General features: G+C 73.0%; 16 protein-coding genes and 3 pseudogenes. 8 read left to right on the top strand and 11 right to left on the bottom strand.

The annotated features are described in order from the left end of the window. The first annotated feature begins 39 nt into the window (after nucleotides 1–39). A complete protein-coding gene (locus ABZ449_RS04725) occupies nucleotides 40–1,407 on the top strand; it encodes a hypothetical protein (RefSeq protein WP_360340154.1) in 1,368 nt (455 codons plus the stop codon). Nucleotides 1,408–1,513: 106 nt separating this feature from the next. On the opposite strand, the gene ABZ449_RS04720 is transcribed toward ABZ449_RS04725, so the two are convergent. Further along, nucleotides 1,514–4,216 (bottom strand): glycosyl hydrolase, encoded by a 2,703-nt coding sequence (locus ABZ449_RS04720; protein WP_360340151.1) that lies wholly within the window; start codon nucleotides 4,214–4,216, stop codon nucleotides 1,514–1,516. A gap of 149 nt (nucleotides 4,217–4,365) precedes the next feature. On the opposite strand from ABZ449_RS04720, the pseudogene ABZ449_RS04715 reads away from it, so the two are divergent. Next, nucleotides 4,366–5,097 (top strand): annotated as a pseudogene (locus ABZ449_RS04715) (carbohydrate binding domain-containing protein); the annotation flags it as partial. Between the two features lie 201 nt (nucleotides 5,098–5,298). Next, nucleotides 5,299–6,255 (top strand): annotated as a pseudogene (locus ABZ449_RS04710) (chitinase); the annotation flags it as partial. A gap of 179 nt (nucleotides 6,256–6,434) precedes the next feature. Here ABZ449_RS04710 and ABZ449_RS04705 read toward each other — a convergent pair. From ABZ449_RS04705 to ABZ449_RS04690, 4 genes are all read right to left on the bottom strand, one after another. Beyond that, entirely contained in the window at nucleotides 6,435–7,478 is a 1,044-nt protein-coding gene (locus ABZ449_RS04705; RefSeq protein ID WP_360340148.1) for an NAD(P)-dependent alcohol dehydrogenase, read from the bottom strand. Between the two features lie 269 nt (nucleotides 7,479–7,747). After that, nucleotides 7,748–8,170 carry an arsenate reductase ArsC gene (locus ABZ449_RS04700; protein ID WP_360340145.1) on the bottom strand — a complete coding sequence of 141 codons (423 nt, stop codon included), beginning with the start codon at nucleotides 8,168–8,170 and terminating at the stop codon, nucleotides 7,748–7,750. Nucleotides 8,171–8,207: 37 nt separating this feature from the next. Then, a complete protein-coding gene (locus tag ABZ449_RS04695; protein ID WP_360340142.1) occupies nucleotides 8,208–8,960 on the bottom strand; it encodes an MIP/aquaporin family protein in 753 nt (250 codons plus the stop codon). Continuing rightward, complete coding sequence (locus ABZ449_RS04690) at nucleotides 8,957–9,289, bottom strand: metalloregulator ArsR/SmtB family transcription factor (protein WP_360340337.1); 333 nt, start codon at nucleotides 9,287–9,289, stop codon at nucleotides 8,957–8,959. The genes ABZ449_RS04695 and ABZ449_RS04690 overlap by 4 nt, the downstream gene beginning before the upstream one ends. Nucleotides 9,290–9,438: 149 nt before the next feature. Between ABZ449_RS04690 and ABZ449_RS04685 the strand changes: the two genes are divergently transcribed. The 3 genes from ABZ449_RS04685 to ABZ449_RS04675 all read left to right on the top strand — a co-directional run bounded on the left by ABZ449_RS04685 (nucleotide 9,439) and on the right by ABZ449_RS04675 (nucleotide 12,597). After that, nucleotides 9,439–9,927: an ArsI/CadI family heavy metal resistance metalloenzyme gene (locus ABZ449_RS04685; protein WP_360340139.1), complete on the top strand. Its 489-nt coding sequence runs from the start codon at nucleotides 9,439–9,441 to the stop codon at nucleotides 9,925–9,927. Nucleotides 9,928–10,150: 223 nt separating this feature from the next. Further along, nucleotides 10,151–11,473, top strand: a complete 1,323-nt coding sequence (locus ABZ449_RS04680) for a peptide ligase PGM1-related protein (protein WP_360340136.1) — start codon at nucleotides 10,151–10,153, stop codon at nucleotides 11,471–11,473. 32 nt (nucleotides 11,474–11,505) lie between these two features. Continuing rightward, nucleotides 11,506–12,597 (top strand): zinc-binding dehydrogenase, encoded by a 1,092-nt coding sequence (locus ABZ449_RS04675; protein ID WP_360340133.1) that lies wholly within the window; start codon nucleotides 11,506–11,508, stop codon nucleotides 12,595–12,597. Nucleotides 12,598–12,719: 122 nt separating this feature from the next. Here the strand turns inward: ABZ449_RS04675 and ABZ449_RS04670 are convergent, their stop codons facing one another. Genes ABZ449_RS04670 through ABZ449_RS04660 form a run of 3 tightly spaced genes read right to left on the bottom strand, consistent with a single transcriptional unit; the run spans nucleotide 12,720 to nucleotide 15,466 of the window. Continuing rightward, a complete protein-coding gene (locus tag ABZ449_RS04670; RefSeq protein WP_360340130.1) occupies nucleotides 12,720–13,250 on the bottom strand; it encodes a MaoC family dehydratase in 531 nt (176 codons plus the stop codon). 18 nt (nucleotides 13,251–13,268) lie between these two features. Beyond that, nucleotides 13,269–14,504 carry an aminotransferase class I/II-fold pyridoxal phosphate-dependent enzyme gene (locus ABZ449_RS04665; RefSeq protein ID WP_360340127.1) on the bottom strand — a complete coding sequence of 412 codons (1,236 nt, stop codon included), beginning with the start codon at nucleotides 14,502–14,504 and terminating at the stop codon, nucleotides 13,269–13,271. Nucleotides 14,505–14,506: 2 nt separating this feature from the next. Further along, nucleotides 14,507–15,466 (bottom strand): CoA ester lyase, encoded by a 960-nt coding sequence (locus ABZ449_RS04660; protein ID WP_360340124.1) that lies wholly within the window; start codon nucleotides 15,464–15,466, stop codon nucleotides 14,507–14,509. A 243-nt stretch (nucleotides 15,467–15,709) separates the two neighbouring features. Between ABZ449_RS04660 and ABZ449_RS04655 the strand changes: the two genes are divergently transcribed. Further along, nucleotides 15,710–17,554: a hypothetical protein gene (locus ABZ449_RS04655; protein ID WP_360340121.1), complete on the top strand. Its 1,845-nt coding sequence runs from the start codon at nucleotides 15,710–15,712 to the stop codon at nucleotides 17,552–17,554. 533 nt (nucleotides 17,555–18,087) lie between these two features. Continuing rightward, the gene (locus ABZ449_RS04650) at nucleotides 18,088–19,167 is read left to right on the top strand and encodes an inosamine-phosphate amidinotransferase 1 (protein WP_360340118.1); all 1,080 of its coding nucleotides are present in this window, start codon (nucleotides 18,088–18,090) and stop codon (nucleotides 19,165–19,167) included. A 91-nt stretch (nucleotides 19,168–19,258) separates the two neighbouring features. Here ABZ449_RS04650 and ABZ449_RS04645 read toward each other — a convergent pair. The 3 genes and pseudogenes from ABZ449_RS04645 to ABZ449_RS04635 form a co-directional block, all read right to left on the bottom strand. Further along, nucleotides 19,259–19,453, bottom strand: a pseudogene (locus ABZ449_RS04645) (SAM-dependent methyltransferase); the annotation flags it as partial. A 108-nt stretch (nucleotides 19,454–19,561) separates the two neighbouring features. Continuing rightward, nucleotides 19,562–22,336 carry an FxSxx-COOH system tetratricopeptide repeat protein gene (gene fxsT, locus ABZ449_RS04640; protein WP_360340115.1) on the bottom strand — a complete coding sequence of 925 codons (2,775 nt, stop codon included), beginning with the start codon at nucleotides 22,334–22,336 and terminating at the stop codon, nucleotides 19,562–19,564. Further along, entirely contained in the window at nucleotides 22,333–22,761 is a 429-nt protein-coding gene (locus ABZ449_RS04635; RefSeq protein ID WP_360340112.1) for a hypothetical protein, read from the bottom strand. Before ABZ449_RS04635 ends, fxsT begins: the two co-directional genes overlap by 4 nt. Between the last annotated feature and the right edge of the window lie 16 nt (nucleotides 22,762–22,777).

Raw genomic sequence — 22,777 nt, 5'->3', positions numbered from 1 at the left:
GATGAGCGGACGAACGGCCACCCCGAAAGGTCATGTGTGATGAGGCGACTGCCGACCGATGAGCCCGTGTGGGACCTCACCTTCGACGAGAAGGGAGTGCTGACCGCGCCTGCGGCGGGCGACTTCCTCGACGAGGTGACGGCCGAGGGGGTGACGGACCTGTTCGTGTTCAGCCACGGGTGGGGCGTGGCCGAACAGAGCGCCCGCGAGCTCTACGACGCGATGTTCCCGCTGATCCGGGAGGCCGGAAGCGGCGCGGCGAACCTCGGCACGGTGGGGTTCGCGGGGATCTACTGGCCCGCGCTCTGGTTCCCGCCCACGCCGGCGACCCCGCCGGCGGCGGTCGCCTCGCCCCAGGCCGGGGAGGGCGCCGTGCTGGCCCTCAGCGCCGGAACGGCGGCCGTCTCCGGGGCGGACATCGCCGCGTCGCTGGCCAAGGGCTTCGCCGACCCCGCGCAGCAGCAGACGGTGACGGAGCTCGGCCGACGGATCGACGAGGCGGTGGCGGAGGCCGGTGCGGGCGAGACCGCCGCGGCCAAGGAGCAACGACTGGCGGACATCCACGAGTTGGTCCGGTCCCTGGTGCCGCCGCCCGGGCCCGACGGCGAGTTCGAGGACGCGGGCGAGACCGCGCTGCTCCTGGACACCGACCCGAAGACCTCGTACCAGGCCGCCGCCGAGGCCTTCGGCAGTGCGCCGCCCGGCTCCTCCACGCAGGGCATCGGCGACTGGTTCCGGAACGCCGTGAACGGCGCGAAGGACGTACTGCGGGTGCTCTCGTACTCGATCATGAAGGCCCGGGCCGGCGACATCGGCCGGGCCGGCCTGGGGCCGCTGCTGGCCACGGTGCACGGCCGCTCGCCCGGCCTGCGGGTGCACCTCGTCGGCCACAGCTTCGGTGCCCGGCTGGTTTCCTTCGCCCTGGCCGGCGTCGGCGCCCCCGCCGACAGCCCGGTCACCTCACTGATGCTGATCCAGGGAGCGTTCTCGCACTGGACCTTCTCCCACGCCCAGGACAATCCCTTCGGCAGCGCGGGTGCGCTGAACGCCTTCGCCGACCGGGTGCACGGCCCGCTCGTCTGCACCTACAGCGTCCACGACTGGGCCGTCGGCGTGTGGTACCCGAAGGCGTCCTTCCTGGCCCGCCAGGACTCCGAGGCCGAGGTCGCCGGACGCTGGGACGGCATGGGCGCGGACGGGTACCAGGCCGTGGCGCCGGCCGCGGACCGGGTGATGCCGGCCGAGGGCGGCATCGACTACGCCTTCGCACCCGGAACCTTCTACCGGGTGAACGCCGCCGCCGTCATCAACGACGTCGACGGCCAGCCGTTCGCCGGCGCGCACTCCGACATCCGCAAGCCCCAGGTCGCCGCGCTCGCGGCGGCCGCCGCCGCGGCGCACGCGTAGGACGGCTCCGGACCGACCGGGGCCGTCGCGCGAGACCGCTGCCCGGCCCGCTCGTACGGAGCGGACCGGGCAGCGGCGGTCGACCGGGGTGCGGCGGCGGAGCCGGTCAGCCGTCCGTCTCGTCGTAGCGGCCGTGGCCGAGGCGGCGCAGGTCGAAGGACCAGATGCCGCGGCCGAAGGTGGCGGCGTAGAGCCTGCCGTCGGGGCCGGTCTTCAGCTGCTGCACCGCGGCGGTGGGCAGGTTGCGACCGAGGACGCGCCAGTCCGTCGTGCCGGGGGCGCGGTAGAAGGCGGCGAGGTCGCTGCCGAGGGCGAGGCCGCCGTTGGGCAGGATCTTCACCGAGGTGGCGGGGACGTCGGGCAGGTTGGCCGAGACGTCGGTCCAGGTGGCTCCGCCGTCACGGGTCTCGAAGAGGTGGCCGATGCCGGCGCCGGGGCCCTCGGTCCACGTCCGGGAGAAGCCGTTGAAGGCGACGAAGACGTGCTGGGCGTCGTTCTCGTCGACCGCGAAGGAGGAGATGTAGCGGTTGGGCAGGGTGCCCTCCACCGGCAGGTCGAGCTGGTGCCAGCCGGTGCCGTCGGTCTTGCCGACCGCGATGCCGCGGCTGAAGCCGACGTTGTTGCAGGGGCCGCACCAGCCCGCGTACACCGTGCCGTCGACCGTCGCCACCGCGGTGGCGACGTGGCCGGCGCCCAGGTCGTAGGCGTCGGCCCACTCGCTGCCGCTGCGGATCGCGTAGCCCTTGTGCTGCACCCAGACGTGCCGGCCGCCGGCGATCCAGGTGTTGACGTCCTTCGGGTCCGAGGTGATCGGCGCGATGAAGCGGGCCGAGCCGGTGTCCTTGTCCGGCGGGGCGACCTCGTAGGAGGTGGCCTTGGTCGGGTCGGTCTTCCAGACGCCGCTGTTGACGGCGCAGTTCTGGGTGACCCAGACGTCGAGGTAGACGTACTCCTCGGCGATGTTGCAGCCGTTGTCCGGGTCGACGAGGGTGTCGGCGCCGTCGCCGCCGAAGTCGGAGCCCATCACCTTGTCGTGGGCGCGCAGGATGGACTCGCCGTTGTCCTGGAGGCCGCCGCTGACGATCACACCCCGGCCCGAGCGGTCCGCCGGGTCCTTGCCGACGCCGACCGAGTAGTACTGCAGGGTGTCGATGGTGCCGTCGGCCAGCGACTTCCAGTCCGTGGCGTGGCCGGAGGCGTCGGCCGCGCCGTCGATCGGACGGCTGTAGACGCCGCCGTCATTGCCCACGTACACGCTGGTCCTGCCCTGGTACGTGCCGAAGGCGACGGCGTGCTGGTCGGAGTGGGTGGTCTGCGAGCAGTCGCCGGTCTGCTTGGCCGGGTCGATGCTCCAGCAGGGGAAGCCGAAGTTCCAGTACGGGCCCGGGACGGTCCAGGTGGAGCCGCCGTCCTTCGTCTCCAGGACCTCCTCCAGGCCCGCGTAGACGTGGTCCGGGTCGGTCGGGTCGACCCGGAGGAACTGGTTGTACCAGGCCTGGATGCCGGGCTGGTAGCCCTCGTCCTGGAGCGCGGAGCCGGAGTTCTTGAGCTTGTCCTTGTCCGCGATCCGGGTCCACGGCCCGAACGGGGAGCCGGACCTGGAGACGTAGATGCCCTTGAGTCCGGTGTCGGGGTCGGTCGCCATGACCTCCGGGGACTGGTCGATGGCGTAGTAGCGCGAGCCGTCGGCCGAGGCGGCGAAGGTCACGTTGCCGACGTTCGCGGCGTCGGTCGGCAGGTCGCCGAGCGAGCCGACGCGCTGCCAGGTGCCCCCCGCGGCCTTGCCGTAGAAGCCGTTGTAGCTGTCCCCGCCGCGCCAGCCGACGGCGAGGACGACCTTGCCCGGGTCCTTGGGGTCGATCGCGATGTCGTTGGCGATGTTCTTGTACGGCGCGGCCGGGTCGCCCGCCTTCGAACCACCGGGCAGGTACTCGGGGTTGGGGGCGAACTCCAGCGTCCACGGGCCGGACAGCTCCGTCGTGGAGTGGCTCCACACGCCCCGGCTGGTGGCCGCCCACACCTTGCCGCCGCCGAAGCGCAGCGCGTGGATGATGGTCGACTCCAGCTCGGCGCCGCCGACCCGGTCGCCGGGCTGGAACTCGCCGTGCTTCGGGTCCGGGAGCACGTACACGCCGGTGCCGACGTACGAGGTCGCGCCGGTGTTGGACTCGCCGGTGGCGTACCAGAGCCGGCCGCCGGCGTCGAGGTCGAGGGTGCCCGTCGAGAGGGAAGGGAGCCTGTCCGAGATGGACTGCCACTGGCCGCCGCCGGTGCGGGAGCGGAAGACGCCGCCGTTGGCGCCGCCCGCGTACACGTAGCCGTCCCGGTCGGCCGCGAGCCCGGTGATCCGGCCGGTCACGTAGCCGGAGCCGCCGCTGGAGTTGGAGTTGACGTCCCGGTAGCGCGGGTCGTCGGAGTCGTAGGGCTTGTCGGTGACGTGGTCCCAGCTGCCCGCGGTGTGCGGCATCGACTGCAGCTGGGCCCAGGCCGCGCCGTAGGCGCCGGGTGCGACCACGCCGGGGGCGGTGCGGGCCTCGGTGTACTGCGCGGTGCCCTCGGCGGAGTTCTCCGCCTCGTCGCCCTCGTCCTCACCGGGGGCCTCGGACTTGGCGGTGAACGCCGGTCCGGAGGCTGCCTTGGCCTTGACCTTCTCGGCGTGCTTCTGGCCGATCTCGGCCTGGTGCCGGGCCTGGTGCGGGCGCGGCCCGGGCGAGTCGGCGGGCGCGGCGAGCGCCTGGGTGGTGGCCAGGCCCAGCGCGGTCAGTGTGACGGTGCTCAGCAGCAGCTTGTTGCGTCGCCTGTTGGGCACGTGGAGTCCTCCCCGTGAAGTGCCGGCGGCGCGGTCGCGCGTTCCGGCGGAGACAGGCGAAGCCTTGCGGGTGCGCCGTGGCTGAGGAAGGGCAACGCGCATAACGACTTATTAAAAGTACGACTGTTAAAGGTGATCGCATTCACCGAATGGCGGGGTCGGCGAGCCGAGCGCGCCTCGCAATTGGTCCAGACCTATTGACTCCCCTTGCCGCCCCTCCTACGATCCGGACCGGCACAGCCCCACATGTTTCCCCACCTCACCCAGAGCCGGGCGTCACGCCCCCACGCGTCGGTCATGTCCATGACGCTCGGCGGAAAGGGAGCACAGCCATGTTTCGTCGGAGGTCGCGCACCCCACGCCCGTCGGGCGGTTTCCGCCCGGAGCGGGCGGCCGTGGACCGCGCAGTACAGGTGCACCGGACCGGCCGCGCCGAGCACGGGTCGACCGTCCTGCGGCGCTTCCTCGCCGGAATGAGCGCCGCGGCCGTCATCGGCGCCGGCATCGCCGTGGCCGGCGGCGTCACCGCCGGCGCCGCCACCCCCAACCTGGTGGCCAACCCCGGTTTCGAGAACGGGCTTTCCGACTGGACCTGCTCCGGCGGCGCGGGCGCGGCGGTGAGCAGCCCGGTCCACTCCGGTGCCTCGGCGCTCAAGGCCACGCCGACCGGCCAGGACACCGCCCAGTGCACCCAGACCATCAGCGTTCAGCCCAACTCCCAGTACACGCTGAGCGCCTACGTCCAGGGCAGCTACGTCTACCTGGGGGCCACCGGCACCGGCCTCAGCAACGCCTCCACCTGGACGGCGAACAGCGCCTCGTACGGCCAGCTCAGCGTCGGCTTCACCACCGGGGCGAACACCACCTCGGTGACCGTCTTCCTGCACGGCTGGTACGGGCAGCCCGCGTTCTACGCGGACGACGTGTCGCTCACCGGCCCTGGCGGCAGCAGCCCCTCGCCGACCGCCACGCCGACGTCGACCAGCACGCCGACGCCGACCACGACGCCGACCTCCACGTCCACGCCGACCACGACGCCGACGTCCACGCCCACCGCGACGCCCACCACCACGCCGCCGGGCGAGACCTGCCCCACGAAGCCCAAGCCGTCGGGCAAGGTCCTCCAGGGCTACTGGGAGAACTGGGACGGCGCCCTGAACGGCGTCCACCCCGGCATGGGCTGGGTGCCCATCACGGACAGCCGGATCGCCGCGCACGGCTACAACGTCATCAACGCCGCCTTCCCGGTGATCCTCTCGGACGGCACCGTCCTGTGGCAGGACGGCATGGACGCCAACGTCAAGGTCTCGACCCCCGCCGAGATGTGCCAGGCCAAGGCCGCCGGGGCGACGATCCTGATGTCGATCGGCGGCGCCGCCGCGGGCATCGACCTGAGCTCCAGCACCGTCGCCGACAAGTTCGTGGCGACCGTCGTACCGATCCTCAAGAAGTACAACTTCGACGGGATCGACATCGACATCGAGACCGGCCTGTCCGGGAGCGGCAACATCAACACGCTGTCCGCCTCCCAGGCCAACCTGATCCGCATCATCGACGGCGTGCTGTCCCAGATGCCGGCCGGCTTCGGCCTGACGATGGCCCCCGAGACCGCGTACGTCACCGGAGGTAGCGTCAACTACGGGTCGATCTGGGGCGCCTACCTCCCGATCGTCAAGAAGTACGCCGACAACGGGCAGCTGTGGTGGCTGAATATGCAGTACTACAACGGCAGCATGTACGGCTGCTCCGGCGACTCCTACCAGGCCGGCACCGTGCAGGGCTTCACCGCCCAGACCACCTGCCTGAACAACGGCCTGACCATCCAGGGCACCACCATCAAGGTGCCCTACGACAAGCAGGTCCCCGGCCTGCCGGCCCAGCCCGGCGCGGGCGGCGGCTACATGGACCCGGGCCTGGTCGGCCAGTCGTGGAACGCGTTCAGCGGTGCGCTGAAGGGGCTCATGACGTGGTCGGTCAACTGGGACGGCTCGAAGGGCTGGTCCTTCGGCGACAACGTCAAGCGCCTCCAGGGGCGTTGACCTACCGGGGCTCCCGCTGGCGGTCTGTCGAACGCCCGCGGATGTCCCCCTGACGTCCCGCTGATCACTCGCGCCCCGGTGCACCCCGGCGGGCGTGGCTCCTGTCACCGACCGGAGCCGCGCCCGACACGGAGCCCGGGGCGCGAGCCGTCGAACGCCCGGCCGCGGCCGGGCGTTCGTCAGATGGTGGCGGTGTCGATGACGAAGCGGTAGCGGACGTCGCTGGCGAGGACGCGCTCGTAGGCCTCGTTGATCCGGTCGGCGCCGATCAGTTCGATCTCGGCCGCCACGCCGTGCTCGGCGCAGAAGTCCAGCATCTCCTGGGTCTCGGCGATGCCGCCGATGCCCGAGCTGCTCATGCTGCGGCGCTTGCCGCTCAGCGCCCGGAGGTCCACCTCCAGGGGCTCCTCCGGGAGGCCGACGTTGACCATGGCCCCGTCGGTGCGCAGCAGGGAGAAGTAGGCGGCGACGTCGAGCGGGGCGGAGACGGTGTTGAGGATGAGGTCGAAGGTGCCGGCGAGGTCACGGAAGGTGGCCGGGTCGCTGGTGGCGTGGTAGTGGTCGGCGCCCAGCCGCAGGCCGTCGTCCTTCTTGCGCAGGGACTGGGAGAGCACGGTGACCTCGGCCCCGAGCGCGTGGGCGATCTGCACGCCCATGTGGCCGAGCCCGCCGAGGCCCACGACGGCGACCCGCTTGCCGGGCCCGGCGTTCCAGTGCCGCAGCGGGGAGTAGGTGGTGATGCCCGCGCACAGCAGCGGGGCGGCCGTGTCCAGCGGCAGCGCGTCCGGGATGCGCACGACGTAGTTCTCGTCGACGACCACGTTCTTCGCGTAGCCGCCGTACGTGGGCCGGCCGTCCTTGCCGACGGCGTTGTACGTCCACACCGGGCCGTCGTCGCAGTACTGCTCCAGCCCGGCCCGGCAGTTGTCGCACACGCGGCAGGAGTCGACCATGCAGCCGACGCCCACCCGGTCGCCGACCGCGAACCCGGTGACGCCGGGGCCGACCTCGGCGACGACGCCCGCTATCTCGTGCCCCGGCACCATCGGGAAGGTGGCCTCGCCCCAGCCCTCGCGGGCCTGGTGGATGTCGGAGTGGCAGATCCCGACGAAGGCGATGTCGATCAGCACGTCGTGTTCGCCGACCGCGCGGCGCTCGATGGTCGTGCGCTCCAGCGGTGCCTTGGGGGCGGGTGCGGCGTAGGCCGCGACGGTGGTGGTCATGGGATGTCGTTCCTTCTTCCGCGGACGAAGTCGCGGTGATCGGGCCGGTCGGGTCGGACGAGCCGGACGGGTCGGATGATCAGCACACCCACGGTACCCGCGAGGACGGTACGCCGTGCTGTCGGCCGATCGGGTGAGGGCGGGAGGTCCGGCCCCCGGGGGGGATGATCCCGGAGGGGACGTCAGCCGAGGGGCGAGCAGCCCTCGCCGATCTCCGCGATTTCCCTGCCTGTTCAGGTGCGGGATCGCCGTGACGGTCACCGTGCCGTTCAGCCGGCGGCGGCCTCGACGCCGAGTTCCGCGAGCAGGGCGCGGACGCGCTGCTCGATCCGGTCGCGGATCGGGCGGACGGCGGCCACCCCCTGGCCGGCGGGGTCGTCCAGCGTCCAGTCGAGGTAGCGCTTGCCGGGGAAGTGGGGGCAGACGTCGCCGCAGCCCATGGTGATCACGACATCGGACGCCCGCACCGCCTCGGTGGTGAGGACCTTCGGGGTCTCGGCGGAGATGTCGATGCCGGCCTCGGCCATGGCCTCGACCACGGCCGGGTTGACGGTGTCGGCCGGGACGGAGCCGGCGGAGCGCACCTCGACGCGGTCGCCGCCGAGGTGGGTGAGGAAGGCGGCGGCCATCTGGGAGCGGCCGGCGTTGTGCACGCAGACGAACAGCACGGACGGGACGGCGGAGGTGCTCACGGGCGGGTTCATCCTTCGGGACGGAGGAGGGGGCGGTTCAGCGGACGGGGACGGCGGGCTGGTGCTCGCCGTGCGGTGGCACCACGTCGGCGGCGGGGGAGGTGGCGGAGGGGCGGCCGAACAGCGCGGCGGCCAGGGCGGTGCCGACGGCCGCGCCGATGAGTTGGGCGGCGACGAACGGCGGCACCGAGCCGGGGGCGATGCCGGCGAAGGTGTCGGTGAAGGCCCGGCCGATCGTGACGGCGGGGTTGGCGAAGCTGGTGGAGGAGGTGAACCAGTACGCCGCTCCGATGTACGCGGCCACCGCGCCGGGGGCGAAGCGCGCTCGGCCGGTGCGGGGCAGGCCGAGGACCACCAGGACCAGTCCGGCGGTGGCGACCACCTCTCCGAGCCACAGGTGCGGGGCCGAGCGCTCGTGGGTGGACCAGCGCACCAGTGGCTCGGCGAACATCGCGTCGGCCAGCACCGCGCCACCGATCGCCCCGGCGATCTGTGCGGGCACGTAGGCGGCGACCTCGCGCAGGCCCGGGCCCTCGCCGCCGCGACGGCCGGTCCACCAGGCGGCCAGGGTGACGGCCGGGTTGAAGTGGGCACCGGAGACCGGGCCGAGGAGGAGGATCAGCAAACCCAGGCCGAGCACGGTCGCCAGGGAGTCGGCGAGCAGCTGCACGCCGACGTCCGTGGAGAGCCTGGTGGCCTGGATGCCGGAGCCGACGACCACCGCGACCAGCGCGCCCGTACCGACGAACTCGACCGCGGTCCGCCGGCCCAGCGGTGCCATCCGTGTCATCCGGCGGCTCCCGCGGTCGTGGCGGTGGTGCCGGCCGGAGTCCGGAGCAGGGAGGAGAGCCTGGTCAGGGCGGCGGGCAGGACCCAGTAGTAGACCCAGGTGCCGCGCCGCTCGGAGCCGACCAGGCCGGCCTCGCGCAGCACCTTCAGGTGGTGGGAGATGGTCGGCTGGGACACGTCGAAGGGGCCGGTCAGGTCGCAGACGCAGGCCTCGCCGCCCTCGTGCGAGGCGATCAGGGACAGCAGTCGCAGCCGCACCGGGTCCGACAGTGCTTTGAACATCCGCGCCAGATCGGCCGCGACCTCCTCGTCCAGCGGCTCGCGGACCATCGGCGAGCAGCACGCCACGACCTCGTCCAGCCGGGCCAGGGCCGGCACTGAATTCGACATGTGTCTATGTTGACAGTTGTCGAAGCCAGGGGGCAAGCTCGCTGTATCGACACCTGTCGAAACAAGACCTCGGATCGGAGAGCACCGCCATGTCCCGTGTACAGCTCGCCCTGCGCGTCGCCGACCTCGAAGGCTCCATCGCCTTCTACTCCAGGCTCTTCGGCACCGAGCCGGCCAAGCGCCGCCCCGGCTACGCCAACTTCGCCATCGCCGAGCCGCCGCTCAAGCTCGTCCTCATCGAGGGCGAACCGGACCAGGACACCCGTCTGGACCACCTCGGCATCGAAGTCGAGAGCACCGAGCAGGTCGCCGCCGCCACCGCTCGCCTCAAGGGTGCAGGCCTGGCCACCTTCGAGGAGAACGACACTTCCTGCTGCTACGCCCTCCAGGACAAGACCTGGGTGACCGGCCCCGGCAAGGAGCCGTGGGAGGTCTACGTCGTCAAGGCCGACGCCGACACCCTCGGCAAGAGCGCGGACGGTACACCGGAGGCCTGCTGCACGCCCGAGGGGCAGACCGTCGAGCCCGGCCGCACCCCGGCCGAGGCCGCCGCGGGCGGCGCGTGCTGCGGCTCGTAGCCCCCGGCGGCGTCGACGCGGGTGGCCGCCGCCGGACGGGCCTTCCGCGGGCCCGACCGCGCAGGTCACGGGGCCACCGGTTGTTCGGCGTTTTGTTCAATGACCGAGGGCCGAACCAGAACAACCCCGGTGCGCTAGACCGGTACCGCACGCCACACCCGTGCCGTGCGTGGGACCAGGACCTTGGGTCGCAACAGCGCCGAACGCCGGGAGAGTCCACCAGATGACGACGCTCTGCATCGCGAACAACCGCACCGAGGAGATGGTCGGGGACCCCACCGGGGCGATGCCGCTGGAGCTGCGGTACGCCGGGTGCGGGGCACAGCGGATGCTCTGGTGGGCCGAGGACGGCGACGTCCTGGTGCTGCCCTGGGGCCCGGACCCGGAGTACCTGGCGTACGTCACCGGGCTGACCGGGGTGCGGGCCGACAGCCTGACCTTCGTGGTGCCGCCGCCGGGCGACCAGGGCGACCAGGTGCTCACCGCGGACCGTCTGGTCGACCCGGGCTTCCTCGCGGAGCTGGGCCGCGCCCTGGACGGGCGCACCGTCGACCGGGTGCTGGCCGTCTCGCCGAACGGCGCGGCGGCGGAGCTGGCGGCCGCGCTCGGCGTGGCGCACGCCATGCCCGGCCTGGACTTCGCCGCGCAGGGCGGCAACGCCCTGGTCAACAGCAAGGCGGGGTTCCGGGCGCTGGCCGCCGGCGCCGGGGTGCCGATCCCGCCCGGGCGGGTGGCCGGTTCGCCGGCCGAGGTCGAGGCCGCCGTCGAGCACCTGCTGGGGCAGGGGCACAGCGTGATGCTGAAGGTCGAGTACCAGGTGGGCGGCCGGGGCAACGAGATCCTCGCCCGGGACGAGCGGGTGGAGGCGGTCGGCGCCGAGCGGGTGGTGCCGCTGCCGGACCGGGCGGCGGTGGCCGCGTACGTGGCCGAGCGGTGGAGCTGGCTGACCGCCGGGCGCGGCCAACGGGTGGTGGTGGAGCGGTACTTCCCCGACTGTGCGCCGCTGTACGCCGAGTTCGCCATCAGCGACAAGGCGGTGGTCCTGTCCGGCTGCGGCGAGATGGTCATGCGGCCGGTGGTGGTCGGGGAGATCACGCCGCCGGTCACCCCGGATGCCGGGGCCTGGGCCGAACTCGTCCAGCTGGGTGCCCGGCTGGGCGAGTCGCTGCGGGTGATCGGCTACCGCGGCACGGTCAGCGCGGACGCCGTGCTGACTCCCAAGGGCGAGATCTACTTCCACGAGACCAACGGCCGGCTCACCGGCTCCAGCCACCTGCACGACGTCTTCCGCGGCCGGCTGCTGCGCGAGGAGCACCGCGGCTCGCGCCACCTCCTGGAGCTGGCCGGCCTCAAGGTGCCGTCCTTCGCCGAGGCCGTGGCGGAGACCGGCGCGGCCGGTCTGGCCTTCGACCGGCAGCGCGGCACCGGTGTGCTGTTCAGCAGCGACTTCGGGCCGGCCGACGGCTCGGTGATGTACTGCGCGGTCGCCGAGAGCCCGGAGGCCGCCCGCACCCTGGAGACCGCGCTGCTCGCGCTGTTCGCCTGATGAGGGCCGGGGCGGACGGGGGAGGGACGGCCGTGGACGAGGTGGACGTGACCGATGTGACCGATGTGACCGATGTGACCGACGTGACTGACGTGACCGACGTGAACGAGGTGACCGTGGGCAAGGCGGTAGGGGACCAGGTGGACGAGAACGGGACCGGGACGGGAAAGGGCATGCGCGCGGTGGTGATCCACCGCTACGGCGGGCCGGAGGAGCTCCGCATCGAGACGGTGCCGGAACCGGTGGCCGGCCCGGGCCAGGTGCTGGTCGACGTCACCCTGGCCGGGCTCAACTACGCCGACCTGGAGATCCGCGCCGGCGAGTACCTGCAGCTGCCGCTGCCGGCGGTGCTCGGCGTCGACGTGGTCGGGCGGCGCCGCGAGGACGGCCGGAGGGTCGTCGCGCTGCTGCGCACCGGCGGCGGGTACGCCGGGGTGGCCGTCCCCGAGGCGGCGCACACGGTGGAGGTGCCGGACGGCGTGGACGACGAGCAGGCGCTCGCGCTGCTGGAGCAGGGCGGGACGGCCTACGGCGCGCTGGTCCTGGCGGGGCGGCTGCGGCCGGGCGACGCGGTGGGGGTGTCCGCGGCGGCGGGCGGGGTCGGGCACCTGGCGGTGCAGCTGGCCAGGGAGCTGGGCGCGTCCCGGGTGGTCGCCCTGGCCTCCACGCCGGAGAAGCGGGAGTTCCTGCGCTCGCTGGGCGCCGACTCCGTGCTCGACTCCGAGGACCCCGACCTGGCCGCCCGGCTCGCGGAGTCGGGCGGGCTGGACCTGTTCCTCGACTCGGTCGGCGGCCGGGTGCTGCGCGCCGGGCTGGCCGGACTGGCCCCCTTCGGGCGGCTGGTGTCGGTCGGGGCGCGGGGCGGAGTGGAGGACGGCTTCACGATGGGCGAGCTGACCGAGGGCTCGGCGGGGGCGCAGGGCTTCTGGCTCAAGCACGTCCTGGCGGACCGGGCGCTGTTCGAGGGGGTCGCCGACCACCTGTTCCGGCTCGCCGCCGAGAAGCGGGTGGTGGCCTGGATCGACCGGACCGTGCCGCTGTCCGGGGTGGCCGAGGTGCACCGGGCGATGGCCGCGCGGCAGACCAGGGGCAAGGTGCTGGTGGACGTCCACCGCGAGGAGTGACCGGTGTGCGGGGAGGGGTGGCCGCCCCTCCCCGCGGAGGCGGAGGGCGACCGGCCGCCCTCCCCGCCCACGCGACCGGGCCCGACGGTTCCCACCGTCGGGCCCGGTCGCGCGATGCCGCGTCAGTACCCGGCGACCTCGTCCAGGCCGTGGCCGCGCAGCGGGACGAGGAAGCTGCGTTCGAACACCACCACGACCTCGCCGGTGGACTTCGTCCCGGTGGTGCGGCAGCGCACGATGCCCTGCCCGGGGCGGCTCTCGGACACCCGCTTGGCGAGGGTCTCCGTCTCCGCGTAGAGGGTGTCGCCGGTGAACACCGGATGGGTCATCCGGATGTTCTCCCAGCCCAGGTTGGCGATGGTGCGCCCGCTCGTCGACCGGGCGGTCATCCCGCCGACGATGCTGAGCGTCACCAGGCTGGAGACGATCGGCTTTCCCCAGGGGGTGTGTGCGCTGTAGGCGGCGTCGATGTGCAGCGGGGCGTCGTTCATGCTCAGCATGCTCATCAGCACGTTGTCGAGCTCGGTGACGGTCCGTCCGGGGCGGTGCTCGACCACCTCGCCGACCTCGAACTCCTCGTAGTAGCGACCGACCACCTCGCGGTAGCGGCGCTCGCCGATCCGCCGGTAGCCGGCGGGTTCGGTGGTGTCCATCGCGGCTGCTCCCAGGTCCTAGAGGTCGGCGGTGAGTTCCTTGACGTGGCCGGCGAAGTCGCGGATCAGCCGCTCGTCCATGTCGGCGCGCAGCATCAGCCGGAGCCCGGCCTCGCCCTTGGGCACGATCGGGAAGAACACCGCGGAGCTGTAGTAGCCGCGCTCGAAGAGCTGGGCGGACAGCTTGACCGCGCGCTCGGCCTCCCCGACGTCGACCCGGCGCACCGGCAGGCCGTTGCCCGCGAAGGTGGTCGGCAGCAGCTCGTCGAAGAGCTCGATGTTGCGGGCCAGCTTCCCCTGGAGCTCGGCCAGTTCGGGGGAGCGGTGGATGGCCGCGCTGGCCAGCGAGGCGCCGACCATCGGCAGCGGGATGTTCTGCGACCAGCCGATCGGGCCGGCGTGCCGGTGCAGGAACTCGAACTGCTCGCGGTTGCCGAGCATCGCGACGCCGCCGCTGGTGCCGAAGGCCTTGCCGAGGCTCGCGGTGATCACCGTCAGCGGGTTCATCTCCAGCCGGGAGCGGACGTAGCCCTCGCCGCGCTCGCCCGCTATGGACAGCGAGTGGGAGTCGTCGATGTAGAGGAACAGCCCGTAGCGGTCCTGGAGCTCGAGCAGCCCGTCGAGGGCCGCGGTGCCGCCCATCGAGTAGGCGCCGTCGGCGACGTAGGCGACCCTCGGGTACTTGCGGCAGATGTCCTCCAGGTAGTTCAGGTCGTTGTGCGGACAGGTCAGCACCAGCGACTCGTCCGCGCAGATCGGCTTCATGTACGCCATACAGAAGTGGCAGAAGCGGTCGAAGACCATCACCCGGGGCCCGCCGCCGCCCTGACAGGTGCCGTCCAGGTGGCCGGAGGCGATCAGCGGCAGGATGCCGGCGGTGAGCGTGGTGCAGGACGCTCCCGGCAGGATGTGGGCGCCGAACAGCTCGCCGAGTTCCTCCTCCATCCGCACCAGCAGGTTGTGCCGGATCCGGGTGGTGGAGAGGACCAGCGAGGTGCCGCGGGACTCGGTCAGCGCGTCCACCGCGCCGGCCAGGACCGCGGGATGGTTGTTCAGGCCCAGGTACGAGCAGGAGACCATGTTGGCGAACTCGTGGCCGGTCTCGCGGACGATCAGCCGGTTGTTGGACTCCGAGTCCGCCGTGATGCCGATCAGTCCGTTGGCGGCGGCCGCCTGCCAGACCGGGTCGGCGGCGGCCAGCATGGCCTCGGCGTTGCGGTACCGGCGCGGGCCGAGGATGGATTCTTCGGTCATCGTCACTTCTCCGTCGGGTGGGTCGGGGGGTCGGTGGGCGCGTGGTCCTGCGGTCGGTGCTGCGAGTGCTGCGAGTGCTGTGAGCGCTGTGATGGGTGGGAATGCGGTGGTACGTCCGGCCGGGGCGGGTCGAACTGCTCGATGAGGCGCTGCGAGGCCTCGAAGAACGGCATGCCGACCATCACCCCGTCCACCACGGTGACCGAACGGCCGTTCTCCAGACCGGCCGCGACCACCCGGCGGGCGCGTTCCAGCAGCTCCTCGTCCGGGCTGAACATCTCGTTGATCAGCTCGAGTTGGCGCGGATGGACGGCGATCTTGCCGCTGAACCCGAAGTCCCGGGCGAGCCCGGCCTCCCGGCGCAGTCCGACGAGGTCGGAGACCTCGAAGAACGGCGCGTCCATCGCCTCCACCCCCGCCGCCCGGGCGCTGTTGACGACCCGTCCGCGGGCGTGGGACAGGGCCTCCCAGGAGAGCCGGGCGCCGACCGCGAAGGCGTAGTCCGCCGAGCCGAAGACCAGCCCGCGCAGCCGGTGCCCGGCGGCCGCGATGGCGGGCGCGTGCTCGATGCCCAGCGGCGTCTCCACGACCGCCAGGAACTCGGTCTCCGGGCAGTCCGCGGCGAGCGCGCCGGCGGCGATCTCGATGTCCCGGGGGGACTCGGCCATCGGGATCAGTACCAGGTCCGGTTTGACGCGGTACCGGGCGATGGCGATCAGGTCGCGCAGACCGTCCGGTCCGGAAAGGGTGTTGATGCGCACCGCGCTGCGCGCGAGCTTGGCGGACGGGAGCGCGAAGAACTCCTCGGCGAGGTGACGGGCCTCCTCCTTTCGGGCGGGTGGGACCGAATCCTCCAGGTCGACCATGGAGATGTCGGCCCCGGACTGGTGGCTCTTGGTGTACCGCTCCACCGCCATCGCGGGTGTGGACAGGAGGGAACGGCAGTACCGCGTGAACCTCATGGATATCTCCGAAGTCAGCGAAGGCTGCGGGTTCCGGTTCTATCCCAACGGCTTTGTTCGGCGCCGTGCGGCTGGACATTGAACATCAACTCGGAACAACCGACCCGCACGCACCATTGTTTGACGCCAACGGTCCTGTGCATGATGAATCAACGGGGGGATGGACACGAGGCGCACGCGGCGCGTGTGGTGCGTGGGAACTCAAGGTTTCAGGACACCGCTTCAACCGAGAAGGGGGCCGTTGTGCCGCGTCGGGAAAGTCCGCTGGACCCTGGGGACGGGCCGCTGCTGCGCTTCGCGGGCGATCTTCGGGCTCTGCGGCAGAGCGCCGGAAGTCCGCCGTACCGTCAACTCGCGCTGCGGGCCCACTGTTCGGCGGCCAGCCTGTCGGTGGCCGCGGGCGGCCGTCGGCTGCCCAGCCTCGCCGTGACCGTCGCCTATGTGCAGGCCTGCGGCGGGGACGTGCGGGAGTGGCGGCACCGCTGGCAGCTGCTCGCCGCCGAACTGGCCGCCGACACCGCCGCCCGGCGGCGCTCCCAGGACGCCGGACGCGCCCCCTACCCGGGCCCGGCCGCGTTCGAGGCGGCCGACGCCGAGCGCTTCTTCGGCCGCGAGGCGCTGCTGGACCGGCTGGCCGCTCTGCTGGCCGAACGGCGGTTGGTGATCCTCTCCGGGCCGTCCGGGGCGGGCAAGTCCTCGCTGGTCAGAGCCGGTCTGCTGGCCCGGCTCGGCGGGGCCCCGGGCGCCGCGGCGGCGTCTGGGGGAAGAGCCGGGGCCGGTGGCGGGGTGCGGCGGCCTCCGGTCGACGGCGGCGTTCCGGTGGCGCTGCTGACTCCCGGTGAACGACCCATGGAGGCGTTCGCGCTCGCGCTCGCCCGGCTCGGGCAGCGGGTCGGGGAGCCGGCGCGGGGTACCGCCGGGCCGACGGCCGGGGATCCGGTGCTGGTGGTGGATCAGGGCGAGCAGCTGCGGACCCGCTGCCGGGACGCCGCCGAGCGGGCGCGCTTCCTGGACGCGCTGGTGGCGACCGCCGCGGGCGCTCCGGGCGAGGCGCCGGACGGGCTGCCGGTGCCGGCACCGGCCCGGTGTCGGGTGGTGCTGGTGCTCCGCTCCGACCAGTGCGGGCCGCTGTTCGCCGAGCACCCGGGGCTGGCCGAGGCCGGCCGGCAGGCGATGCTGTCGGTGGGCCGTCCGGCGCCGGACGAGCTGCGACGGGCGATCACCGAGCCGGCGTTACGCTCCGGCTGTACCGTCGAGGGCGCTCTGCTGGCCGTCCTCATCTCGACCGCCGCGCAGCAGCCGGGCGCGCTCCCGCTGGTGTCCGCGGCGCTGCTGGAGACCTGGCGGCGGCGCAGCGGCAACGCGCTCACCCTGGCCGGGTTCCAGGCGACCGGAGGTTTCGAGGGCGCGCTGGCCCGGACGGCGGAGACGCTGTACAACGGGCTGGACCCGGCCGGCCAGTTGCGCGCCCGCGCGGTGTTCCTGCGGCTCGGCGGGGAGTTGCTCGGGGCCGGCGAGGACGTGGCCGACGGCGCGATGGTCCTGGGTGACGCGCTGACGCCGGGCGGCGGGCTCCTGCCGGCGGGGGACCTGCTGCCGGGAGGGGACGAGGGCACCCGCAGGCCGGTCCGGCGGGCCGAGTTCGACGACCCCGGTGTGCCGGAGGTGATGGAACGGCTGGTCCGGGCACGTCTCGTGGTGGTGGACCGGGACAGCGTGGAACTGTCCCACCATGCGCTGCCGCAGGCCTGGCCCAGGCTGCGCGAGTGGCTGGCGGAGGGCGGCGAGGCGCTGGGGGAGCAGCGCAGGCTCTCCGCGGCCGCCCGGGGCTGGTCTGCCGCCGACCGGGACCCGGAACTGCTGTACCGGGGTGTGCGGTTGGAGCAGCTCATGCGGCGGGTGGCGGCCGGCGAGCTGGCCGCGGCCGGGGTCGAGCGGGCCTTCCTGGCGGCCTCCGCCCAGGCGGCCGTCGCCGACCGGCGCCGGGCGCAGCGCCAGAACCTGACGGTGGCCGGGGTCGCCGCCGCGGGCGGGGCACTGCTGGCCCTGGCGGGCGGGAGCCGGATCCGTCGGGCCTGGCGGTGGTGAACCGCGGGGCGGGGCGCGCAGCCGCGTCGTCGGGGTGGTGATCGGGCCGGCCGTCCGGGTGTTGATCGGCGTCGGAGCAGGGGAGTCGAACAACGGGCGGGCCGGACGCAGGGCCGTGGCGTTGGCGCTTCCGGTGCCGATCACGGTCCTTGCGCGGCCGTCGGTCGTCCGGGTAGCTTGACGTCGATCCCGGCCTTCGAAAGGCGAATTCGGTTGCCCCGTCGGTGATTTCCCGTACTTCGTGGTCGGCCGGAGCCGGCCCGGCGATTGATCCGTCCCGATTTCCGTCGCTGGTTCCGCGTGTTCGGGGGGGCCGCCGCTCCGTCGGAGGCTCGCGGTCTTTCGGCGCCGGCCGGGCGCTGCCGTCCGGCGGTGCTGTTCGAATTCGTGCGATTCGAATCCCCGCGGCTCGGGGTCGTACGGTTCGAGGCCGAACGCATCGGAGCCGCACGGTTCCGGTCGGCCCGGTTCCGATCCGTCGCGCAAGCCGTCCTGTCTGCGTTTTTCCCCAAAACCCGTGTCAAGGGAGAGCCATGTCCGATTCGGCCCGTCCGGTCCACAGCTGGGACGAATTCACCACACTGCGGGAGATCGTGGTCGGGACCGCCGTCGGCGCCCGGCTGCCCGAGCAGACCGAGCCGTCCTCCTGGCTGTCCTGCTTCCCGAAGACCAGTGCCGCCGACCTCGGCTCGGTCGAGGTCGGTCCCTACTCCCGACAGGTCGTGGAGGAGACCGAGGAGGACCTGGACGCGCTGGTGGCCACCCTGCGCGGCCTCGGCGTCACCGTCCACCGGCCCGAGGCGGTCGACCACGCGGCCGAGTTCGCCTCCCCGCTCTGGAAGGCCGACGGCGGCTTCCACTCCTACTGCCCGCGGGACCTCACCCTGGTGGTCGGCGAGACGGTGATCGAGGTGGCGAGCCCGATGCGGCAGCGCTACTTCGAGGTGTTCGGCCTGCGCGGACTCTTCCAGGACTACCTGCGCCGCGGCGCGCGCTGGGTGGCCGCGCCCCGGCCGCAGCTGAGCGACGCGCTCTTCGAGTTCGACGAGGACGGGCTTCCGCTGCTGGGCGAGGCCGAGCCGGTCTTCGACGCCGCGAACGTGCTGCGACTCGGTCGGGACGTGTTCTACCAGGTCTCCCGCAGCGGGAACGAACTCGGCCTGCGGTGGCTGGAGTCCACCCTCGGCCTGCTCGGTGACGGCGGCCTGCGGCTGCACCCGCTGCGCGACATCTACGGCTACACCCACATCGACAGCACCATCGCCCTGCTGCGGCCGGGTCTGGTGCTGCTCAACCCCGACCGGATCAGCCCGGACACCGTCCCGGAGCCGCTGAAGGGCTGGGACGTCCTGTGGTGCCCGCCGGCCGAACCCGCCGGGGACGCGCCCGAGCACGCGCTCAGCGAGAGCTGGATCAGCATGAACCTGCTGATGGTCTCCCCGGACACCGCGATCGTCGAGTCCGGCCAGGAGAGCCTGATCAAGCTGCTGGAGCACGCCGGGATCACCGTCCTGCCGCACCGGCTGCGGCACTCCCGGGCGCTCGGCGGCGGCTTCCACTGCGTCACCCTGGACACCCGGCGCGACGGCGGGCTGGAGGACTACCTGTCCTGACCGGGGCGGGCGCGCGAGGAGCCCGGTCGGCGCAGGTCGGCCGGGCCCGGCTGCCCGGGGTGCGGACAGGTCAGGGACCGTGCCGGTCGGGGGCCAGGGCGATCAACGCGCGGACCAGGGCCTTGCGGTTGGAGAGCGGGAAGGCCACCGAACCGGGCAGCTCCCGGAGGAAGAAGTCGCCGATCTCGCGGTCGACGGCGTAGTTGTCGGTGCCGACGAGCAGGTAGTCGTACACCCGGGCGATGCTCGGCGTCGACGGGTCGATCCCGTCGATGTGATCGGTCATGGGAACCAACCCGTCCCTGGGGGCCGCTGTCGCGTCCGATCGTAGGAGAACCGTCCCGTCCCGGCTCGCCGGACGAGTCGGGACGGGACGGGTGACACCGCCCGGCCGCTACGGCGGACTGGGGTCGTCCCGTCCGCGCAGGGCAGCGGCCAGGAGGCCCGCCACCACGGTGGAGACGGGGTGGTCCGCGCCGACCACCTCGGTCAGTCTGGCGAGGGTGGCCTGGTACCCGTCGATGGCCCGGGTGAGATCGCCGGAGGCCTGGTGCACCCGGGCCAGGGAGGCACGACTGCCGAGGGTGTCCGGGTGGTCCGGGCCCAGGAGGCGGGTGCGCTGCTCCAGCACGGTGGTGATCAGCGACCGTGCCCGCTCCACGTCGCCCGAGGCCCGGCAGGCCGCCGCGAGGTTGTTGCGGCTGACGAGGGCGTCGCGGCTCTCCGGGCCGAGCAGTCGCTCCTGTTCGGCCAGGACGGTTTCGAACAGGGGGACGGCCCGGGCGGACTCCCCCCGCTCGTGGTAGGCGGACGCGAGGATCCCCGCGCTCCGCAGCGTGTCCGGGTGAACAGGGCCGAGGACCTTTCGGCGCAGGTGCAGGGCCTCCTCGAACAGGGCCAGTGCTTGGTCCGGCTCCCCGGCCGCATCGTGGGCGGAGGCCATCATGCCGAGGCTGACCAGGGTGTCGGGGTGCTCCGGGCCCAGCACGCCGGTGCGCTGGGTCAGGGTCGTCCGGCAGAGGTCGTACCCGGTCGCGATGTCGCCGGTCGTCAGACAGAGGTAGGCGAGGTTGCTCCGGCTGAGCAGGGTGTCGGGGTGCTCCTCGCCGAGGGCGGCCGCACGCCGGGTGAGGACGTCCCGGTAGATCTCCTGAGCCGGTTCCAGGTCGCCGGCCGACTCGTGGGTGTAGCCGAGGTTGCTCAGACAGGTGAGGGTGTCGGGGTGTTCGGAGCCGGCCAGTTCCTCGAAGCCGGCCAGCACCTCCCGGTAGAGGGCGATCGACTCCCGGTGGCGGCCGACGCTTTCGTACGCCCCGGCGAGGTTGTTCCGCAGCCGCAGGCCGTTGAGTCGGAGCAAGGGTCGGAGCAGGTTCTCGTAGCCGGTGGCGGACTCCCGTCGGACGACGTCCTCGTAGATCCCGATGGCCCGGTCGGTCCGGCCGACGGATTCGTAGGCACCGGCCAGGTCGCTCAGCAGGGTCAGGGTCCGGACGTGCTCCGGGCCGAGGGCGTCCCGGCTGTCGGCGGCGGCCTTCTCGTACTCCTCGATCGCCTGTTGGACCCGGCCGCAGGCCTGGTGGGCGGAGGCGAGGTGGCTGCGGATGTTGAGGGTGGTGAGGTGCCCGGCGTCGTGGACCCGCAGGCTCTGCTCCAGGAGCGGTGTGAGGAGCTCGACGGTCCGTTCGGGCCGGCCGGTCGCGAGGTGGACCCGGGCGACGGCGCAGCGGGCCACCAGCGCGAACGGGTGGTCGGGCCCGAATCCGTTCCTGATCTGGGCGTCGTAGGCCTCGTACAGCGGCAGCGCCCGGGCGGTCTGACCCTCCGTTTCCAGGTGCACGGCAGTGTCGGCGTAGAGCCTGAACACCGGCGTGTCGCAGCTGTCCCGCGGGTCGGTCGCCGCCAGGGCGCGGACCTGCCCGGCCAGCCGGGCCAGCTCGGCGGCGTCGGCCTCCTGCTCCGGACCGGCCGGCTGGACGGCCCGCAGCACGGCCTGTTCGGCCTCGCGCCGGCCCCGGGGAGCCTCCCCCGGCCGGCGCCGGGCGAGGGCGTCGGCCCGCAGCACGCCCTGGACCAGGCGGTGCACCCGTACGTCGCGCCAGGCGTAGCCGATCATGCTGTACGCGTGCAGGACGCCGAGCGCGTCGTCGGCCGCGACCTCGTCCGGGGCCAGCCCGGACACCAGGTCGCGCGGGCAGCCGTCGGCGTCGAGCCAGGCCAGGGCGTGCAGGAGGTCAGCCGCGGCCGGATCGTCGGCGGCGACCGCTTCGAGGGTGACCTGCCAGATCCTGGCGACGGTGCGCTGCGGGTCCTGGCCGGCGGGGGCCCTGGACAGCTGGAGCCCGAGCCGACGGCGGTAGGAGGCGACCGTGCTGCGGGTCCGGCGCAGGTAGGCGCCCGCCTGCTCCAGGGCGAGCGGGAGGCCGCCGAGCTCCCGGGCCAGCTGCCCGACCTCCCAGCGCGACTCCTCGGACCGGTCCCACTCGGAGACCCAGGACCAGAGCAGCTGGGCCGCCTGCTCCTGGGGGAGGACGTCGAGTACGAGGAGCGCGCCGTCCGAGGCGACGCCGAGCTCGTCCCAGTCGTCGGCGAGCCGGGTGGTGACCAGGTGGTGCCCGCCGGTGAGGCTGCCCAGGAGCGGCGCGAGCAGCTCCGGGTCCTCGACGTTGTCGTACACCAACAGCCAGTCGGTGTGGTGCTGGAGCCAGGCCAGGGCCCAGGCGGTCAGCTCCGGCTGCTGCGCGGTTCCGGCCCAGGCGGGGCTCAGCCGCCGGGCGATCCCTGCCAGCGCCTCCTCGACACCCCCCGGGGAGGACGCGTCGATCCACCAGACCAGGTCGTACGCCGCGCGGAAGCTCTGGGCGTACTGCAGCGCCAGGGTGCTCTTGCCGACCCCGCCCAGCCCGTGGACGACCACTGTCGGGGCACCGGGCTCGGAGCGTTCGGCGCTCAACTCCTCGCGCAGCGCCGTCAGTTCCCGCTGGCGGCCGGTGAAGCGGCGGTTCGGTGGGAGCAGGTGGACGACCCCGCCGGCCGGGGTGTCGGCCGCGGAGTGCAGTGTCTCGGCGGGCAGCACGATCGTCGTGACCTGGGTGACGATCACGCCCTCGTTGGTGCTGTTGAAGTTGGCGATCTGCCCGGCGCCGCTGAAGTTGTGCGTGGGCGACGTCACCGGGTGCCGTCCTTGTGGATGACCGTCCTGGTACTCATCGTCCCTTCGTTGGTGCCGGTGTTGACGATGGCCCCCTGGCCCGACACGACGATGCTGACCGGCGACGGCTCCGGCCGGGGCAGCAGCGCGGCCAGCTCCGCCAGCAGCTCCGGGTCCTGCTGCAGCGTCCGCAGGACGGCCTGCCGCAGCGCCTCCTGTGCATCGGCGCCCGCGTCCTCCTCCGCCGCGTCGAGGACGTCTGCCTCCAGCGCCTCGCGCTGCCGCTCGTCGCGCCGGTGCCAGACGCGCTGGAGGATGCGGGTGCCCAGGCCCACGGTGGCATTCGCGGCCGCCTCCTCCGCCTGCGTGAGGACCGCGCCCCCGTAGGCGGCGATCGCGGCGCTGATCGGTGGGCCGGCCAGCTCCATGAACGCGTCGAGCTCCATGGCTCCCCCTCGAAGT

The sequence above is a fragment of the Kitasatospora sp. NPDC005856 genome, from assembly GCF_040629945.1.
In the GTDB taxonomy this organism is placed as follows: Bacteria; Actinomycetota; Actinomycetes; order Streptomycetales; family Streptomycetaceae; genus Kitasatospora.
This window is presented reverse-complemented; position numbering and strand designations above follow the sequence as displayed.

Excerpts from the sequence above, each read along its gene's own strand:
- ABZ449_RS04685 (WP_360340139.1), top strand. The coding sequence starts at position 9,439 with ATGTCCCGTGTACAGCTCGCCCTGCGCGTCGCCGACCTCGAAGGCTCC.
- ABZ449_RS04635 (WP_360340112.1), bottom strand. The coding sequence starts at position 22,761 with ATGGAGCTCGACGCGTTCATGGAGCTGGCCGGCCCACCGATCAGCGCC.
- ABZ449_RS04660 (WP_360340124.1), bottom strand. The coding sequence starts at position 15,466 with ATGAGGTTCACGCGGTACTGCCGTTCCCTCCTGTCCACACCCGCGATG.
- ABZ449_RS04705 (WP_360340148.1), bottom strand. The coding sequence starts at position 7,478 with ATGACCACCACCGTCGCGGCCTACGCCGCACCCGCCCCCAAGGCACCG.
- ABZ449_RS04650 (WP_360340118.1), top strand. The coding sequence starts at position 18,088 with ATGTCCGATTCGGCCCGTCCGGTCCACAGCTGGGACGAATTCACCACA.
- ABZ449_RS04725 (WP_360340154.1), top strand. The coding sequence starts at position 40 with ATGAGGCGACTGCCGACCGATGAGCCCGTGTGGGACCTCACCTTCGAC.
- ABZ449_RS04690 (WP_360340337.1), bottom strand. The coding sequence starts at position 9,289 with ATGGTCCGCGAGCCGCTGGACGAGGAGGTCGCGGCCGATCTGGCGCGG.
- ABZ449_RS04695 (WP_360340142.1), bottom strand. The coding sequence starts at position 8,960 with ATGACACGGATGGCACCGCTGGGCCGGCGGACCGCGGTCGAGTTCGTC.
- ABZ449_RS04665 (WP_360340127.1), bottom strand. The coding sequence starts at position 14,504 with ATGACCGAAGAATCCATCCTCGGCCCGCGCCGGTACCGCAACGCCGAG.
- ABZ449_RS04670 (WP_360340130.1), bottom strand. The coding sequence starts at position 13,250 with ATGGACACCACCGAACCCGCCGGCTACCGGCGGATCGGCGAGCGCCGC.
- ABZ449_RS04680 (WP_360340136.1), top strand. The coding sequence starts at position 10,151 with ATGACGACGCTCTGCATCGCGAACAACCGCACCGAGGAGATGGTCGGG.